Source organism: Sphingobacterium daejeonense, assembly GCF_901472535.1.
Taxonomy (GTDB): Bacteria; Bacteroidota; Bacteroidia; order Sphingobacteriales; family Sphingobacteriaceae; genus Sphingobacterium; species Sphingobacterium daejeonense.
In genome coordinates this window covers 538,262-555,297 of the sequence record NZ_LR590470.1, presented here as the reverse complement: position 1 = coordinate 555,297, position 17,036 = coordinate 538,262, and the positions used below count along the sequence as shown (strand labels likewise).

The window sequence follows — 17,036 nt, the reverse complement described above, 5'->3', positions numbered from 1 at the left end:
ATATCCCCTTTCCTATTAAATTTCTATTGACCTAATACCCAAGCGAAGATTAAAGGAGCAACGATTGTAGCATCAGACTCCACTATAAACTTAGGAGATTCTGTATCCAATTTACCCCAAGTGATCTTTTCATTAGGAACCGCTCCTGAATAAGAACCATAAGAAGTTGTTGAGTCAGAGATTTGACAGAAATAAGACCAGAAAGGAACATCATGCCACTCTAAATCTTGGTACATCATTGGGACTACACAGATAGGGAAATCTCCAGCGATACCACCGCCGATTTGGAAGAAACCAACACCTTTACCACCTGAGTTAGCACGGTACCATTCAGTTAAATAAATCATATATTCAATACCAGTTTTCACGGTATGAACGTTTAACTCACCTTTGATAACATAGGAAGCAAAGATATTACCAGTTGTAGAATCTTCCCATCCTGGACAAATAATTGGAATATTTTTTTCAGCAGCAGCTAATATCCATGAATTTTTAGGATCAATCTCATAGTATTGCTCTAAATCTCCTGAAAGAACTACTTTATACAAAAATTCGTGTGGGAAATAACGCTCACCTGCAGCTTCGGCATCCTTCCACGCTTTCTCCAAATGCGATTGAAGTCTTCTGAAAGCCTCTTCTTCAGGAATACACGTGTCAGTAACACGGTTATAATGGTTTTCCAATAATTCCCATTCATCTTGTGGAGTAAGGTCACGGTAGTTAGGAACACGCTTATAATGTGAGTGGGCTACTAAATTCATCACATCTTCTTCTAAGTTCGCACCAGTACAAGAGATGATAGCAACTTTATCTTGACGGATCATTTCTGCCAATGAAATACCTAACTCTGCAGTACTCATGGCACCAGCCAATGAAACCAACATTTTACCACCTTCAGCTAGGTGGGTTTCATAACCTTTTGCAGCATCAACTAAGGAAGCAGCATTAAAGTGAAGATAGTTTTTCTCAATAAATTGAGAAATAGGACCTCTTTGTGTACTCATAATCTTATATTCTGATAAATGTTCACAAAGGTACTCATTTATTCAAGAATACCTTAGGGTAGGTTTCGCATTTTAACATTTGTTAAAAAATCAAAATAACCTTATTTCTTCTTCAATAGTTGGGAAAACAACCAAAAGAAAAACACCACAATCACCACCAATATCAGAAGGATTATGATTTCATTAGTTCCTAAATTCCAGGTGTCATTATTCATACTATTTTAGTTTTATGCAACAGTCCATTTTTCACATTTCTCCAAAAATGCAGGATCTATATCCGCCGCAATTCCATAACCTTCTGTTATCTTAATGCTGTATCCATCATATTGAATTCCCCCAATAACAGGATCTTCCAAATGGCCTACCATGCAAGTGTCCAAATCGAAGAACTTAACGTTTGGTGCTGCATAGGCAAAATGTGTTTTTGCCGCTAATGCCAAACGACTTTCCAGCATTCCCCCAATCATACATGGAATGCCAAACTCCTGAGCAACAGATTGAATTTTCAAGGATTCTGAAATACCAGAAGATTTCGAGAATTTAATGTTAATATAATCACAGCTATCAGTTCTACATAATCTTTCAGCATCACGATGGTCATAAACAGATTCATCAGCCATAATAGGAACTATGGTTTCAGAACGTAATTGAGCTAATAAATGATCATTATAGGTACGCATGGGCTGTTCACAGAACTGGATCTTTAAAGACTCTAATCCTTGGAGCGCTTCTATTGCTTCCTCAAATGACCAACCCTGATTAGCATCAATCCTGATTGGAATATCAAATCCCACTGCCTGTCTAATAGCCTTAATTCTAGCAATATCATCTTGTGGTTTTTTTCCCAATTTTACTTTTAATGCGACCGCACCATTGTCGTGGAGCAGCTTAGCCTTTGAAGCCATCTCATCAGGACTAGCAATACCGATTGTAATATCAGTCACAATATCACGAGGCTTTCCTCCTAAGAATTCATATAAAGGCAATTCAGCTTTTTTAGCTGCAAGATCGTACAAAGCCATATCAAATGCAGATTTAATGGTGGCGTTACGAGCGATATACAGATGCAATTCAGCAAGTCTTTCTTCGATGTTCAGAGGATCTTTTCCAATCCAGATTTTGGCAAAATCCTGAGCTAAGGCTAGGCAGGTGTTTTGTGTCTCGCCCACAATCATCGGAAAAGCAGAACATTCACCAACACCATAAAGACCTTCGTCAGAGATAATTTTGATAAATGTGTTTTGAGCAAAATCCATAACCCCAGTAGCAATTACGAAAGGTTCCATAGGAATACTCAATCTATAAATTTCAATTTCTTTGATTAGCATAATTTATTAGTTGAGAAAGCAAATGTAACGAATGATATTCCATTTTTATAAAGGTTTGGCGAAACAAATACGATTTCAAAAATTTTATAGCGCTAATTTTATATTAAGTGTAATGTTTTTAAACATTTATTATAATTATTGTAATTATTTTATGATTTTATTCATATATTAGCAAACTCGTTTGTTATTTTATCTAATTATCATATTACAATGCAGCAAGAAGGACTTTATAACCCAGCGTTTGAGCATGATGCCTGTGGAGTTGGATTCGTAGCCCACATTAAGGGTCAGAAGTCACATCAACAGGTAGCAGATGCCTTAACGATGTTGGAAAACATGGAGCACAGAGGTGCTTGTGGTTGTGATCCAGAATCAGGAGATGGTGCTGGGATCATGATTCAATTACCACATGAATTTTTATGGGAAGAATGCATTAAGCTTGGCATTCAACTTCAAGAACCAGGATATTATGGTGTGGGGATGTTATTCCTTCCTAAAGAAGAAACCATGAACAGCATCTGCCGTGAGGTAATTGCTGAAGCTGCGAAAGAAAGAGGAATGGAATTATTGGGATTTCGTACAGTCCCAGTGAACAAAGAAGGAATAGGTCCAACTGCTTTAAGTGCAGAACCTGAAATCGTTCAATTTTTTATCTCTAGACCAGCAGGTGTTGCTAATACAGAAGATTTTGAAAGAAAATTATTTGTCCTTAGACGCTTAATTATCCAAAAAATCAAACAACATCAAGAGTATCCTCTGCCTCTTTATATCGCATCCCTTTCTTGCAAAACAATTATTTATAAAGGACAATTAACAACCTATCAGGTAGGTTCATATTTTAAAGATTTAAAAGATCCTAGAGTTGTATCGGCATTTGGACTTGTACACTCGAGGTTTTCAACCAATACATTTCCATCTTGGTCACTGGCTCAGCCATTCCGCATGATTGCGCATAATGGTGAGATCAATACCTTAACAGGAAACTTGAACTGGTTTTATGCTGGAGTAAGGGCATATTCTTCGCCTTTCTTTTCTGAAGAAGAAATGGAAATCTTACTTCCTGTAGTAGACCGTGGTCAGTCTGACTCAGCTTGTTTGGACAATGTTGTTGAGCTGTTATTGCATAGTGGCCGCAGCCTTCCCCACGTTATGCTAATGCTGGTCCCTGAAGCTTGGGACGGAAACGAACAAATGGACCCGTTGAAAAAAGCATTCTATGAATATCACGCTACCTTAATGGAGCCGTGGGATGGACCTGCAGCGTTGTGTTTTACAGATGGCAAGATAATCGGCGCAACATTAGATCGTAATGGTCTTCGGCCTTTGCGGTACGCCGTTACTTCAGATGACCGAGTAGTTGTTGCTTCGGAGGCAGGAGCATTACCAATCGATGAATCTTTGATCATTAAAAAAGGAAGACAGCAACCAGGTAAAATATTTGTGGTGGATATGGAAGCTGGAAAAATCCGTTCGGATGAGGAAGTTAAGGGCGAATTAATTCGTCAACAACCTTATGGTGAATGGATCAATAATTATAAAATCAAATTAGAAGAACTTGCAGACCCTAGGGTAACATTTACTTACCTTTCTAAAGAATCTGTTTTCAAATATCAGTTATCCTTTGGCTATTCGAGAGAAGATATCGAAACGATACTCACTCCTATGGCGCTTACAGGCTATGAACCAATAGGCTCTATGGGAACTGACGTTCCTTTAGCAGTATTGTCAGACCAGCCTCAGCATATCTCAAGTTACTTCAAGCAATTTTTTGCCCAAGTAACCAACCCACCAATTGACCCGATTAGAGAAAGATTGGTAATGAGTTTGGCCACTTTTATAGGAAACTCTGGAAATATATTGGTAGAAGACAAAAAATTCTGTCACTGCGTTACACTTGAACACCCTATTTTAACTTCTAGCGAACTGGAAAAACTTCGTTCAATAGATACAGGAGTTTTCCAAGCAAAAACAATCCAAAGTTATTTCCGTGCCGATGGCAAAGCAGGTTCTCTGGAAGCTGGTTTAGAAAGGTTGTGCCGATATGCTGACGATGCCGTTCGTGATGGATTTGAAGTTATTATTCTATCTGACCGAGCAATTGACTCTCAGCACTGTGCTATCCCATCCTTATTGGCTGTTTCGGCGGTCCACCACCACCTCATCAAAACTGGCAATAGAGGCGCTGTTGGATTAGTAGTTGAAGCAGGAGACGCTTGGGAAGTGCACCACTTTGCCTGTCTATTAGCATTTGGAGCAACAGCTATCAATCCTTACATGGCCTTGGCAAGTATCCGAACAATGAAAGAAATCGGCCAGCTAGACACTGATTTGGTATGGGACGACTTGAAAAAGAACTATGTAAAAGCGGTTTGTAATGGCTTGTTGAAGATTTTCTCAAAAATGGGAATTTCAACACTTCAATCCTACCATGGAGCTCAGATATTTGAAGTATTGGGTATAGACAGCAAAGTCGTAGATAAGTATTTCTGCGGTGCTGTTTCTAGAATTGGTGGCCTGAACCTTGATGATATTGCAAAAGAAGCATTAGCTAAGCATTGGAGAGGTTTTGAGACCAGCCGAGTAGCTCCTACTTTATTGCCTGAAGGCGGTATTTATCAATGGAAAAGAAGAGGAGAAGGTCACTTATGGAACCCTCAGACCGTTCATTTATTACAACAAGCATGTAGGACAGATGATTTTTCTACATACAAGAAATACGCTTCACTGATCAACAACCAAAAAGAACGAATGTATACTTTGAGGGGGTTGTTGGACTTTGCGAAGCACCGCAGCGCTATCCCAATCGACCAAGTCGAACCGGCAAGTGAGATTATGAAACGCTTTGCAACAGGTGCGATGTCCTTTGGATCTATCTCTCATGAAGCCCACAGCACATTGGCAATAGCCATGAACAGAATTGGAGGTAAGTCCAATACTGGTGAAGGTGGAGAGGACGAAATGCGCTATCAAAAATTACCGAATGGCGATTCTATGCGTTCTGCTATTAAGCAGGTGGCCTCGGCTCGCTTTGGGGTAACCTCAAATTACCTGACACAAGCTGATGAGATCCAGATAAAAATGGCTCAAGGCGCGAAACCAGGCGAAGGTGGTCAGTTACCGGGACACAAAGTAGATGATTGGATAGCTAAAGTAAGACACTCAACTCCTGGAGTTGGATTAATATCCCCTCCTCCACATCACGATATTTATTCTATTGAAGATTTAGCACAACTGATTTTCGATTTAAAAAATGCCAACCGTCAAGCAAGAATCAATGTGAAGCTGGTCTCTAAAGCAGGAGTAGGTACAATTGCAGCCGGGGTTGCCAAAGCACATGCAGATGTAATCTTGATTGCTGGATACGATGGTGGTACTGGAGCCTCGCCTATCAGCTCTATCAAACATGCTGGTTTACCGTGGGAACTTGGTTTGGCTGAAGCACATCAAACTTTGGTATTAAACAAATTGAGAAGCCGTGTCGTTTTGCAAGCAGATGGACAAATGAAAACAGGTAGAGATCTTGTGATTGCTACTCTCTTAGGTGCCGAAGAATGGGGGGTTGCAACTGCAGCACTGATTGCAGGCGGTTGTATTATGATGAGAAAATGTCATCTGAATACCTGTCCTGTTGGTGTGGCTACCCAAGACCCAGAATTGAGAAAACTATTTTCCGGCAAACCTGAAGATGTAGTGAATCTATTCCGTTTCTTAGCTGAAGAGATGCGTGAAATCATGGCAGAGCTAGGATTTAGATCAATCAATGAAATGGTTGGAAAAGCTCAATTCCTGAAGAAAAGAGAAAACTTAGAACACTGGAAAGTAAACAAGATCAATTTCTCTGGAATTCTTCACGTAGCTCCAAATGCAAACGGTGAGACACTTTACAATACGGAAGAGCAAGACCATGGCATGAGCATGATTTTGGACTGGGGCTTATTGAATCAGTCAAAATTAGCTCTTGATTCCAAAACTCCGGTTTTCGGAACATTCCATGTAAAAAATACAGACCGAACAATAGGAACTCTATTGTCAAATGAAATCTCAAAGATTTATGGATCAGAGGGTCTGCCTGACAATACCATCAACTTCAAGTTCGAGGGATCAGCTGGCCAATCATTCGGCGCATTCAATACTAAGGGAATTTCATTTGAACTTGAGGGCGAAGCCAATGACTACGTTGGAAAAGGACTTTCTGGAGCGCAATTAGCAATTTATCCTGCAAAAGAGAGTGGATTAGTTCCTCAAGACAATATTATTATTGGAAATGTGGCGCTATATGGCGCTACATCGGGACATCTATTTATCAATGGAAAAGCTGGTGAGCGTTTTGCAGTAAGAAACTCTGGGGCTACCGCAGTAGTAGAAGGTGTTGGAGATCATGGTTGTGAATATATGACTGGAGGAAGAGCACTGATATTGGGTGAAACAGGAAGAAATTTTGCCGCAGGAATGAGTGGTGGTATTGCGTGGATTTATGATATCGCAGGAACATTCAAAGAAAACTGTAATAAAGAAATGGTTGACTTGGATCCATTGGAAACAGAAGACGAAACTGCCATCATAGCCTTGTTAAAGCGACATATTCATTTAACAAAAAGTGAAAGAGCAAATTATATCTTGACCAATTGGGCGACAGAAAAGAATCGCTTTATCAAAGTATTCCCTAGAGAATATAAAAACGTTTACAACAAAAAATTAGTTACAGCATAATCAGGAGGAACATCATCATGGGAAAACCAACAGGATTTTTAGAATTTGAAAGAGCGCTTCCTCAGAAAGATGCTGTGGAAAGCAGAAGACAGAATTACCAAGAATTTGTTCACGAATTCAGTGAGGATCAATTAAATAATCAAGCAGCTCGATGCATGAACTGCGGTATTCCTTTTTGCCATTCTGGCTGCCCTCTAGGAAATGTAATCCCAGAGTTCAATGACGCAGTGTATGACGGAAATTGGGAAGAAGCATATAATATATTGTCATCGACAAATAACTTCCCAGAATTTACCGGAAGGATTTGTCCAGCTCCATGCGAATCAGCATGTGTACTGGGAATCAACAAAAACCCAGTTGCTATTGAAGAGATCGAAAAACACATCATTGAGATTGCTTACAAAAAAGGTTATGTTAAGCCGAACAAAAGCTATCTTAAAACAGGGAAAAAAGTTGCCGTTGTAGGATCTGGACCTTCGGGCATGGCTGCAGCAGCGCAATTGAACAAAGCTGGTCACGATGTGGTTGTATACGAAAGAGATGATAAAATCGGAGGATTGTTAAGGTACGGTATTCCTGACTTTAAATTAGACAAATCCGTTATCGACCGAAGGGTTGAAATCATGGAACAATCGGGAGTTGTATTCAAAACAAACGCTGAAGTTGGAAACAATGTCCCAGTACATGAACTAGATCAATATGATGCAGTTGTTCTTGCAGGTGGCTCTACAATTCCTAGGAACCTCAATATTCCAGGAAGAGAACTGAAAGGAGTCCACTATGCGATGGAATTCCTAAAACAACAGAATAAAAGAGTGGGGAATTCAACGATAGAAGTTGAAGAAATCCACGCCAAAGACAAGAATGTGCTGGTAATCGGTGGTGGTGACACAGGGTCAGACTGTGTCGGCACTTCAAACAGACATGGTGCGAAGTCTGTAACTCAATTTGAGTTAATGCCTACACCTCCGACAGCACGTACAGAAGCAATGCCATGGCCCAGCTATCCAATGTTGCTAAAAACGACAACCTCACATGAGGAAGGTTGCCAAAGGCATTGGAGCATTAGCACTAAAGAGTTCTTGGGTGATGAAGCCGGTAACTTAAGAGCGGCATTAGTCGTGGATTTGGAATGGGAAGTGGATGCCTTGGGAAGACCGGTGTCATTTAAAGAGGTAGTAGGTTCAGAACGAGAAATTCCTTGTGAGTTGGTAACCCTAGCAATGGGCTTCTTGCACCCTCAACATGAAGGGCTATTGAAACAATTAGGACTTAAATTGACTGACCGAGGAAATGTCGATGCTACAGAATCAGAATATAAAACAAACCGTGACAAAGTATTTGTAGCTGGAGATATGAGGAGAGGTCAATCCTTAGTGGTGTGGGCAATTTCGGAAGGCCGTGAATGCGCCAGAAAGGTAGATGAGTTCCTAATGGGCACTTCAGTATTGGAAAGCAAGGAAGCTGTTTACAGCTACGCAAATGTGTAATTAATTTTAGTTTATATTTTGAACAAGCTGGAAAGAGATTCTTTCCGGCTTTGTTTTTTTATAGACAAAAGGCAGTAGAAGGCTAAAGTTTTGATTTAACCGCAGATCAGATAAAAAATAATACTTAAAATCCCCTGTTGGGTAGCAAGAGGAGTTTTTAGAGGAAAAAAGGAATTATATAAACGACAAAAGGTTCCAATCTTTCGATTGAAACCTTCAAATAGTAGCGGGGACCAGACTCGAACTGATGACCTTCGGGTTATGAGCCCGACGAGCTACCAACTGCTCCACCCCGCAATATATTCTTAAATGTCTTTGGATTGAACCTCGCGTTCAATCCTTTTTGTTTAGTAGCGGGGACCAGACTCGAACTGATGACCTTCGGGTTATGAGCCCGACGAGCTACCAACTGCTCCACCCCGCAATATATTTTCTAGAAATCTACTTTCACATTTGTTAAAAGCAGATTATGCTATCTCCGAATTGGAGTACAAAGATATTATTTGTTTCTTTGTAAAACAAATAAAAAATTAAATAATGTCACACAAAGCAGGATTCGTAAGTATAATCGGTAAACCTAATGCAGGTAAATCGACCTTGATGAATGCCCTAGTGGGTGAAAAGATGTCAATCATAACCCCTAAGGCTCAGACAACTAGACACCGAATCATCGGAATTGTCAATGATGACGATTATCAAATCGTTTTCTCGGATACCCCAGGTGTAATAAAACCAAATTATGACCTCCAAGAATCTATGATGAACTTCGTGATGAGTTCAATCATCGATGCCGACGTTATTTTATTTGTTACAGACATCCATGAAAAATATGATGAGAACGATGTTCTCGAAAAATTACGAAATACAAACACACCTGTCGCAGTAATAATCAACAAGGTGGATAAATCTTCTGAAGAAGAGGTAAAAGCAAAAATGGAGTTCTGGCAGGAAAAAATAAAACCTGATGCCATATTCCCAATCTCAGCTTTATTAGGCTATAACGTAGAGGCTGTAATGGGATACATTAAAAGCAAAATGCCTGTACATCCCCCATATTATGAAAAAGACGAGCTGACAGATAAATCAATGCGATTCTTTGTCTCAGAGATTATCCGAGAGAAGGTATTTAAATTATATGACAAGGAAATCCCTTACAGCACCGAAGTGATTGTGACTTCTTTTAAAGAAGAAGGGCATATTACACGGATTGCCGCTGAAGTTATCGTTGAAAGAGATTCACAGAAAAATATAATCATAGGCAAGGCCGGGTCAATGATCAAGAAGGTAGGAACTTATGCCCGCCAAGATATTGAAGAGTTTATTGGTGGAAAGGTATTCTTGGAACTTTTTGTTAAAGTTATCCCAGATTGGAGAAGCAAAAAGAATTATCTGAAAAGTTTCGGATACGATGATTAACGAAAAAGGGTAGAAAATAAATTCTACCCTTTTTTTATGCTTTTAATTTTCTTGGACTGAAGCTTCAAGATCGCTCAATTTTTTCTTCGGTTTTCGAGATACATCATCTTGTCCCGCCAATTTATTCCAGATGTTTCGTGACTCTTTGGTCAGCAACGGAGATACAATGGAAAGTATCAATACATAAACGACAACAAATGACTGAATAACCGGCAATAATTTACCAGCTTTTCCAATATTCGCCATAATAATTGAAAACTCCCCTCTTGCAGATAAGGTAAACCCTATATCTACTGAGTTTTTTGGTTTCAATCCAGAGAATCTACTTGCAAAATATCCGGAAGCTACGTTACATACAACAGTGATCGCAGCGGCAAATGTCGCCCAACCCACTGCTCCTCCCAAAGAATACATATCGATCGAAAGACCAAAGCTGAAAAAGAACATGGCACCAAAAAAATCCTTGAATGGCAATACCATGCCTTCAATCTTTTTGATATATCTGGAATCTGCAAACACCAAACCTGCCATTAAAGCACCAATCGCTTCAGCAACATGGATAGTCTCAGAAAACCCAGCAATAGTAAACAATAAGCTAAATATGATCAGAATAAACAATTCCGATGATTTTTCCTGAAGTAGCCTATCAATAAAAGGCACTAATTTCCTTCCCAAAATCAAAAATGAAAGAATGAATCCCAATGCAAGCAAGGAAGTTCCAGCCACAGTCCAGAATGAACTACTACCAGTTAATATTAACCCTGACAAAAATGAGATGTGCATGGCGATAAATAGATCATCGAACATGAATCATTCCCATAATAACCTCTGTTTCTCGATTTGCAGTTCTTTTTAGATCCGTCAATACTTTTGCAACAATGGCGGTTGATGAACTGGTCATAATTCCACAGAGCACCATCATTTCTTTGAATGGCAAATTCATCATCCAACCCACCAGCAATCCAGACATGAAATTAAGAACAACATATATACTTCCACCTGCAACAATCGACTTGCCCGATTTGATGAGCCTACCTACAGAAAATTCCAACCCTAAGTAGAATAGTAGGAATAGGACCCCAAGCCGACCCATAAAGTCTATGAACGGCTTGCTTTCCGTAAATGTCAAAAACGACCAAACGGAATTTACGGAGTTTGTTACGCCTTCATTGCCAATTTTCACCAACAAGTCGCCAACAAAGTCAGGATAAGATTCATTTCCCAACACCATACCGATCACGATAAAAAACGGAATCACCGAAAATTTAAGCCTATTGGCCAGTAAGCCAACAAGTGCTACCAATAAAACTGCTATTCCAATTTCTATAATGAGGTTACTGTGCATAAAAAATTATAGTAAGATTTCTTTTAAAAGTTTGATGTTCTTTTGCTTTCCGGCGATGACAAGAGTGGTGCCGGGTGTAATAACGTAATCAGGACCTGGGTTAATAATGGTCTCTTCTTCTCGTATTGCTGCAATAATCGATGCTCCGGTACGTTGTCTTACTTCCAACTGACCGATACTTTTATTTACGCCATCATTTGAATCTCCTACCTTGTACCATTCAATGCGCAAATCATCCAAAGCTACCTCAATGGTTTCCAAAGCTTTTGGTTTATATGACAACCCTCCTAAAATCCCTGCAACTTGACGTGATTCCTCATCCGACATGGTCATTACACAATGAGTTTCGTTGTCTTCATCTTCATGACGGTACAACTCCCTACGGCCATCATCATGGATGACAACGACCATACTGTCTCCAGCATCAGTTTCAATTTGGTATTTCTTACCAATACCAATCAGGTCACTTTCTCTAACTATCGACATGATTTCCTTTTATTTAATTAAAAATTAGAAAAATTATTAGTTCCGTTATTCTCAAATATATTGAATTCAGATGTATTATTCAGCATTTATGATCTTATAACTGCCGTCTGATTTCTTTTCTGGCCTACCAACAGCTATGTTTTTGGAATGGTAAAACAAAAATACCCAACCTTCAGGAGCACCTGCCGCCCAATATTCGGCCCTTAAATCACGAGCTTTCCTGCCATCATAATCATACTTGGCGATAAAACTCCTGAATATTTCTTCTGGCTCAGGCAATTCATCTCCCCCAAAGAAAAAATGTTCACCCTCAGTTTCAATATGAAACACTTGATGAAACTCACTGTGACCACCAGAAAGTTCATAGCGAATCTCGGGTGTAAGCTGACCATCACCATTTACAAACAGAATATTGCCACTGCGCTGCAATACATCAAACACTTCCGTGCGATAAGAAGGGTTTTCTGAACTATAGGCATCCTCCCACTCCTTTTCCTGGATAACATATTCTGCATTCGGAAATGCCAATCGTTTCACCCCATCTTTCACATCCACCATACCACTTGCATGGTCCTTGTGAAGATGTGACATCAATACATAACGAACATCATTCACCGAAAAACCTAATTTCTTAATGTTCTCATGGATGACCAACTCCCCAGCTTCATTGCGGAGGCCTAAACCAGTATCTAAAACGATAAGCCCGTCTTTGGTCTCTATTAAAAATGGATGTACATGAATAAACAAGGATCCAAGTCTATCTTTTGGATCATCTTTCTTTGGATCGAAGGGAATAAATTGCTTGCTTTTATCAACAGAATAAGAACCTTCAAACAGTGAGTGCGCTCGAGCCATTTGTATTTGTTTGTTATCTTGACAGTTATGTGTGTATATCAGGATACATCCTTGACCTCATTAGGTAAGTCGCTTGATATAATGTATCTTTACACGTTAATTAGAAGGCAAAGATATGCAAAAAAGGTGGGTGCTGAAACCTAAAAAGAACGTAGACAAAATAAACAAGCTCCAACAGGAACTGCGTGTAAACCCGATCATCATCGAACTTTTAATTAACAGAAAAATAGAAACTTACGAAGAAGCAAAAGAATTCTTTAGACCTTCCTTAGAACATCTACATGATCCATTTCTGATGAAAGATATGGATAAAGCTATAAACCGAATTGAAAAAGCAATCGGCAATAAAGAAAAAATATTGATTTATGGTGATTATGATGTAGATGGCACTACAGCAGTATCGGTAGTTTACAGTTTTTTCAGGGATTTCAACTCCGGTTTAGAATTTTACATCCCTGATCGGTATAGCGAAGGATATGGAATTTCTAATCAAGGAATTGATTATGCCGCAGAAAATGGATTCTCATTGATAATTGCATTAGACTGCGGAATCAAAGCCATCGATAAAATTGAATATGCCAATTCAAAAGGGATCGACTTTATTATTGGAGATCATCATTTACCAGGACCAGAATTGCCTAATGCAATTGCTGTATTGGATCCAAAACGCACCGATTGTCCTTACCCTTACAAGGAATTGTCAGGTTGCGGAATTGGTTTTAAAATAATCCAAGCTTTTATCAAACAAAATCAAATGCAAATGGAATTGGCTTACCAATATTTGGATTTGGTAGCAGTAAGCATTGCATCGGATATAGTCCCTATTACGGGAGAAAACAGAACGCTAACTTATTTTGGCCTTAAAAAATTAAATAGCAATCCATGCTGGGGATTAAAAGCATTAATTAATCTATCAACCCATAAAGCAGAACAATTCACAATTAATGACATTGTTTTTCAAATTGGCCCTCGAATAAATGCTGCAGGAAGGATTAAACATGCTAAAGATGCCGTCAAACTCTTGATTTCAAAATCGTTTCCTGAAGCAACAGAATATTCAGAAAGTGTAGATGTTCAAAACAATGAGCGCAAGGATTTTGACCTCAAAATCACCCAAGAGGCATTGGAACTCTTGGACAATGATGTGCAATTGCAGAAACAAAAAACAACAGTCCTTTATAAAAAAGACTGGCATAAAGGAGTCATTGGAATCGTTGCCTCAAGACTGACCGAAAGATACTATAGACCAACCATTATCCTGACGAATACGAATGGGCATATCGCAGGTTCTGCACGTTCAGTAGTTGGTTTTGACCTGTATGAAGCTTTGAGTGAATGCAGTGATCTGTTAGACCAATATGGCGGCCACAAATATGCAGCTGGATTAACCATGCAATTGGAGAATATTAACTTATTCCAAATGCGTTTTGAAGAGGTTGTCAGTAGAAGCATAAAACCAGAAATGTTGCAACAAGAGGTAGCTATCGAAAAAGAAATCAGATTATTAGAAATAAATTCTGATTTCTACAAATTACTACGTCAATTTCAACCTCATGGACCAGAGAATGAATCACCTACTTTCCTTGCTAAGCAAGTCACCATGGGTTATAATGCCAACGTCGTTGGAGGAACCCATCTCAAATTTTCAGTTAAACAATCTGATTCTCCCAAATTCGATTGTATCGGTTTCGGTCTAGGTGAATATTGTGAAGCTATCAATACTGGCAAACCATTCGATATTTGCTTTAGTATTGGAGAAAATACTTGGCGCGGCAAAAAGAATTTGCAATTAATTGTTAAAGCAATTCGATTTTAAAAAATATATTTGCATATAAGGGTTTTAAACACATGATTCTAAGAGCAGAACATTTAATTAAAAAATATAAACAGCGTACCGTAGTAAATGATGTATCCTTTCATGTTGAGCAAGGAGAAATTGTTGGTCTATTGGGCCCTAATGGTGCCGGAAAGACAACTTCTTTCTACATGATCGTAGGATTGATTAAACCAAACGAAGGCCACGTTTACTTAGATGATTTAGAAATTACCCAAGACCCAATGTACAAGCGTGCTCAACGCGGAATTGGGTACCTTGCCCAAGAAGCATCCGTCTTCAGAAAACTTTCTGTTGAAAATAATATCCTCGCAGTTCTAGAAATCCATTATCCCAATAAAGAAGAAAGAAAAGCGAAACTTGAAGAATTGCTTACGGAATTCAGCTTACACCGTGTTAGAAAAAATAGAGGTGATTTACTTTCCGGAGGTGAACGCCGAAGAACAGAAATCGCACGCGCACTAGCGGCAAACCCTAATTTTATTCTTCTTGACGAACCATTTGCAGGGGTAGACCCAATCGCTGTTGAGGAAATCCAGACCATCGTGGCTAAATTAAAAACCCGAAATATAGGTATTCTAATCACAGACCACAATGTGCAAGAAACATTATCAATAACGGATAGAGCATACCTCTTAACAGAAGGAAAAATAATGTTGACCGGAACACCTGAAGAAATTGCAGACAATGAATTAGCCCGCAAATTTTACCTAGGACGACATTTTGAATTAAGACGTAAAAAATTCTAAAATTAAAGATTACGCATAACCATGGCCTTATTGAACTCTCTTTTTACTTGGATAATGAAAAAGCGGATGCATCAGATTGATCTGTTCATGAAGTATCCCCATGATGTCCAAGAAGAGTGGTTTCAAAGTCTTATTTCAGCCGCTGAAGCAACTGAATGGGGCAAGAAATATGGCTATAACAGCATCTATACGCCTGAGGAATATAAAAACAGAGTCCCTATCCAGGATTACGATGATATAAAGGTATATGTAGACCGAATGATCAAAGGAGAGCAAAATATCCTTTGGCCATCAGATATCAAATGGTTTGCAAAGTCATCAGGTACAACCTCAGACCGCAGCAAGTTTATACCAGTTAGTATTGAAGCTTTGGAAGAATGTCATTATCAAGGGGGTAAGGACATGCTTTCCATTTACTGCCATAATAAACCGGAAAACAAAATTTTTATGGGCAAATCGGTGGTAATCGGAGGGTCATCCCAAATCAACAATTTTAGCCCCGATTCTTATTATGGAGATTTATCTTCCATCCTCATAAGAAACTTACCATTTTGGGCAGAATTTAAGCGAACCCCAACTTTAGAAGTAACGCTGAATCCGAATTTTGAAGAGAAAATTGAACAGATTGCTCAAATAACCATCAAAGAAAATGTTACGAGCTTGGCCGGAGTACCAACATGGAATATGGTTATGGCAAACAGAATCTTGGAAATAACTGGAAAAGAAAATCTCCTCGAAGTATGGCCTAACCTTGAATTTTACAGCCATGGAGGCGTAAGCTTCAAACCATATAGAGATCAATTTAAAAAATTGATCCCTTCAGAAAACATGTATTACCTTGAAAACTATAATGCTTCTGAGGGATATTTCGGCTTGCAAGATCGTTCTGATTCAGATGATTTGCTATTGATGTTGGATTATGGTATTTATTACGAATTTCTTCCAATGGAAAACATCAACGACGAATGGCCGAAAACGCTTTGTCTGCATGAAGTTGAACTAGGAAAAAATTATGCTTTGATTATTTCAACAAATGCTGGTTTGTGGCGATATAAAATTGGTGATACCATCAAGTTTACCTCACTATCTCCATACCGATTCCAAATCTCTGGTAGAACAAAACAATATATCAACACGTTCGGGGAGGAAATTATAGTAGATAATGCTGAACATGCATTACAAGTAGCATGCAAAGCAACTGATGCAAACATCCAAGACTATACGGCAGGCCCTGTTTATTTTAATGACAAAACCGCTGGGGCACACGAATGGATTATTGAATTTGAAAAAGAGCCAAATGACTTAGTAAGATTCAGTGAAATATTGGATGCGACATTGAGGGAAATAAATTCTGATTATGACGCGAAGCGCTATAAAGACATGGCACTTTCATTCCCCATAATTCACAATGTCCCGAAAGGAACCTTTTATGCTTGGATGAAAAGCCGAGGCAAGTTGGGTGGACAGAATAAAGTTCCTCGCTTAGCTAACAGCAGGGAATATTTAGATCCACTTTTAAAGTTAATTCAAAGCCTTTAAAACTATTCTTAAACCGAGTAGGTTCAAGTACTAATAAAACACCTTCACAGGCAAACAATCTATTAGGGGCGAATTGCAGTTTTATATAGATAGACAAAAAAGCCAAGGATAAATTTCCATCCACCTACTGTAGGTGTGGCTTGAGCATTTAAATCAGTCGATTCTCTTTCCATTTTGGATTTGTTAGTTAAAACCTTTAATTATATGCCTTCAATACTTTTACAAATAGTCTCTAAATACTAGCTATCAAATTTCCCGGCTACCGTCCTGCACTTTACTA

At 38.9% G+C, this 17,036-nt stretch carries 12 protein-coding genes and 2 tRNA genes; 6 read left to right on the top strand and 8 right to left on the bottom strand.

Annotated elements, in window-relative coordinates:
- Window positions 1-23: 23 nt before the first annotated feature.
- Both FGL31_RS02615 and FGL31_RS02610 read right to left on the bottom strand, forming a co-directional pair.
- Window positions 24-1,004, bottom strand: a complete 981-nt coding sequence (locus FGL31_RS02615) for a deoxyhypusine synthase family protein (RefSeq protein WP_099371506.1) — start codon at window positions 1,002-1,004, stop codon at window positions 24-26.
- A 227-nt stretch (window positions 1,005-1,231) separates the two neighbouring features.
- Window positions 1,232-2,332, bottom strand: a complete 1,101-nt coding sequence (locus FGL31_RS02610; protein ID WP_138089612.1) for a mandelate racemase/muconate lactonizing enzyme family protein — start codon at window positions 2,330-2,332, stop codon at window positions 1,232-1,234.
- A gap of 210 nt (window positions 2,333-2,542) precedes the next feature.
- Between FGL31_RS02610 and gltB the strand changes: the two genes are divergently transcribed.
- Complete coding sequence (gltB, locus tag FGL31_RS02605; RefSeq protein WP_138089611.1) at window positions 2,543-7,042, top strand: glutamate synthase large subunit; 4,500 nt, start codon at window positions 2,543-2,545, stop codon at window positions 7,040-7,042.
- 17 nt (window positions 7,043-7,059) lie between these two features.
- The gene (locus FGL31_RS02600) at window positions 7,060-8,532 is read left to right on the top strand and encodes a glutamate synthase subunit beta (protein WP_138089610.1); all 1,473 of its coding nucleotides are present in this window, start codon (window positions 7,060-7,062) and stop codon (window positions 8,530-8,532) included.
- Between the two features lie 224 nt (window positions 8,533-8,756).
- Here FGL31_RS02600 and FGL31_RS02595 read toward each other — a convergent pair.
- Together FGL31_RS02595 and FGL31_RS02590 are read right to left on the bottom strand one after the other, a co-directional pair.
- Window positions 8,757-8,829: transfer RNA gene (locus FGL31_RS02595), tRNA-Met, on the bottom strand.
- Window positions 8,830-8,883: 54 nt separating this feature from the next.
- Window positions 8,884-8,956 (bottom strand) — tRNA-Met (locus tag FGL31_RS02590).
- A 113-nt stretch (window positions 8,957-9,069) separates the two neighbouring features.
- Here FGL31_RS02590 and era point away from each other — a divergent pair.
- The gene (gene era / locus FGL31_RS02585) at window positions 9,070-9,948 is read left to right on the top strand and encodes a GTPase Era (RefSeq protein WP_138089609.1); all 879 of its coding nucleotides are present in this window, start codon (window positions 9,070-9,072) and stop codon (window positions 9,946-9,948) included.
- A gap of 42 nt (window positions 9,949-9,990) precedes the next feature.
- Here the strand turns inward: era and FGL31_RS27380 are convergent, their stop codons facing one another.
- The 4 genes from FGL31_RS27380 to FGL31_RS02570 all read right to left on the bottom strand — a co-directional run bounded on the left by FGL31_RS27380 (window position 9,991) and on the right by FGL31_RS02570 (window position 12,634).
- A complete protein-coding gene (locus FGL31_RS27380) occupies window positions 9,991-10,755 on the bottom strand; it encodes a cation:proton antiporter (RefSeq protein ID WP_262709024.1) in 765 nt (254 codons plus the stop codon).
- On the bottom strand, window positions 10,745-11,293 hold the full coding sequence (locus tag FGL31_RS27375) for a cation:proton antiporter (protein WP_262709023.1): 549 nt from the start codon (window positions 11,291-11,293) through the stop codon (window positions 10,745-10,747). Before FGL31_RS27375 ends, FGL31_RS27380 begins: the two co-directional genes overlap by 11 nt.
- A gap of 6 nt (window positions 11,294-11,299) precedes the next feature.
- Window positions 11,300-11,779, bottom strand: a complete 480-nt coding sequence (locus FGL31_RS02575; RefSeq protein WP_099371500.1) for a cation:proton antiporter regulatory subunit — start codon at window positions 11,777-11,779, stop codon at window positions 11,300-11,302.
- Between the two features lie 75 nt (window positions 11,780-11,854).
- The gene (locus tag FGL31_RS02570; protein WP_138089608.1) at window positions 11,855-12,634 is read right to left on the bottom strand and encodes an MBL fold metallo-hydrolase; all 780 of its coding nucleotides are present in this window, start codon (window positions 12,632-12,634) and stop codon (window positions 11,855-11,857) included.
- A 115-nt stretch (window positions 12,635-12,749) separates the two neighbouring features.
- Here FGL31_RS02570 and recJ point away from each other — a divergent pair, with 115 nt between their 5' ends.
- From recJ to FGL31_RS02555, 3 genes are read left to right on the top strand one after another with little or no spacing between them, the layout of a single operon-like run.
- Window positions 12,750-14,450, top strand: a complete 1,701-nt coding sequence (recJ, locus tag FGL31_RS02565; protein WP_138089607.1) for a single-stranded-DNA-specific exonuclease RecJ — start codon at window positions 12,750-12,752, stop codon at window positions 14,448-14,450.
- A gap of 32 nt (window positions 14,451-14,482) precedes the next feature.
- Entirely contained in the window at window positions 14,483-15,217 is a 735-nt protein-coding gene (gene lptB, locus FGL31_RS02560; protein WP_099371497.1) for an LPS export ABC transporter ATP-binding protein, read from the top strand.
- Between the two features lie 21 nt (window positions 15,218-15,238).
- Window positions 15,239-16,756, top strand: coding sequence for a GH3 auxin-responsive promoter family protein (locus tag FGL31_RS02555; RefSeq protein WP_099371496.1), 1,518 nt, complete (start codon window positions 15,239-15,241; stop codon window positions 16,754-16,756).
- Window positions 16,757-17,036: the final 280 nt, after the last annotated feature.

What these genes read in the sequence shown, in the direction of transcription:
- FGL31_RS02615 (WP_099371506.1), bottom strand. Translation starts at nt 1,004, where the DNA reads ATGAGTACACAAAGAGGTCCTATTTCTCAATTTATTGAGAAAAACTAT.
- FGL31_RS02610 (WP_138089612.1), bottom strand. Translation starts at nt 2,332, where the DNA reads ATGCTAATCAAAGAAATTGAAATTTATAGATTGAGTATTCCTATGGAA.
- gltB (WP_138089611.1), top strand. Translation starts at nt 2,543, where the DNA reads ATGCAGCAAGAAGGACTTTATAACCCAGCGTTTGAGCATGATGCCTGT.
- FGL31_RS02600 (WP_138089610.1), top strand. Translation starts at nt 7,060, where the DNA reads ATGGGAAAACCAACAGGATTTTTAGAATTTGAAAGAGCGCTTCCTCAG.
- era (WP_138089609.1), top strand. Translation starts at nt 9,070, where the DNA reads ATGTCACACAAAGCAGGATTCGTAAGTATAATCGGTAAACCTAATGCA.
- FGL31_RS27380 (WP_262709024.1), bottom strand. Translation starts at nt 10,755, where the DNA reads ATGTTCGATGATCTATTTATCGCCATGCACATCTCATTTTTGTCAGGG.
- FGL31_RS27375 (WP_262709023.1), bottom strand. Translation starts at nt 11,293, where the DNA reads ATGCACAGTAACCTCATTATAGAAATTGGAATAGCAGTTTTATTGGTA.
- FGL31_RS02575 (WP_099371500.1), bottom strand. Translation starts at nt 11,779, where the DNA reads ATGTCGATAGTTAGAGAAAGTGACCTGATTGGTATTGGTAAGAAATAC.
- FGL31_RS02570 (WP_138089608.1), bottom strand. Translation starts at nt 12,634, where the DNA reads ATGGCTCGAGCGCACTCACTGTTTGAAGGTTCTTATTCTGTTGATAAA.
- recJ (WP_138089607.1), top strand. Translation starts at nt 12,750, where the DNA reads ATGCAAAAAAGGTGGGTGCTGAAACCTAAAAAGAACGTAGACAAAATA.
- lptB (WP_099371497.1), top strand. Translation starts at nt 14,483, where the DNA reads ATGATTCTAAGAGCAGAACATTTAATTAAAAAATATAAACAGCGTACC.
- FGL31_RS02555 (WP_099371496.1), top strand. Translation starts at nt 15,239, where the DNA reads ATGGCCTTATTGAACTCTCTTTTTACTTGGATAATGAAAAAGCGGATG.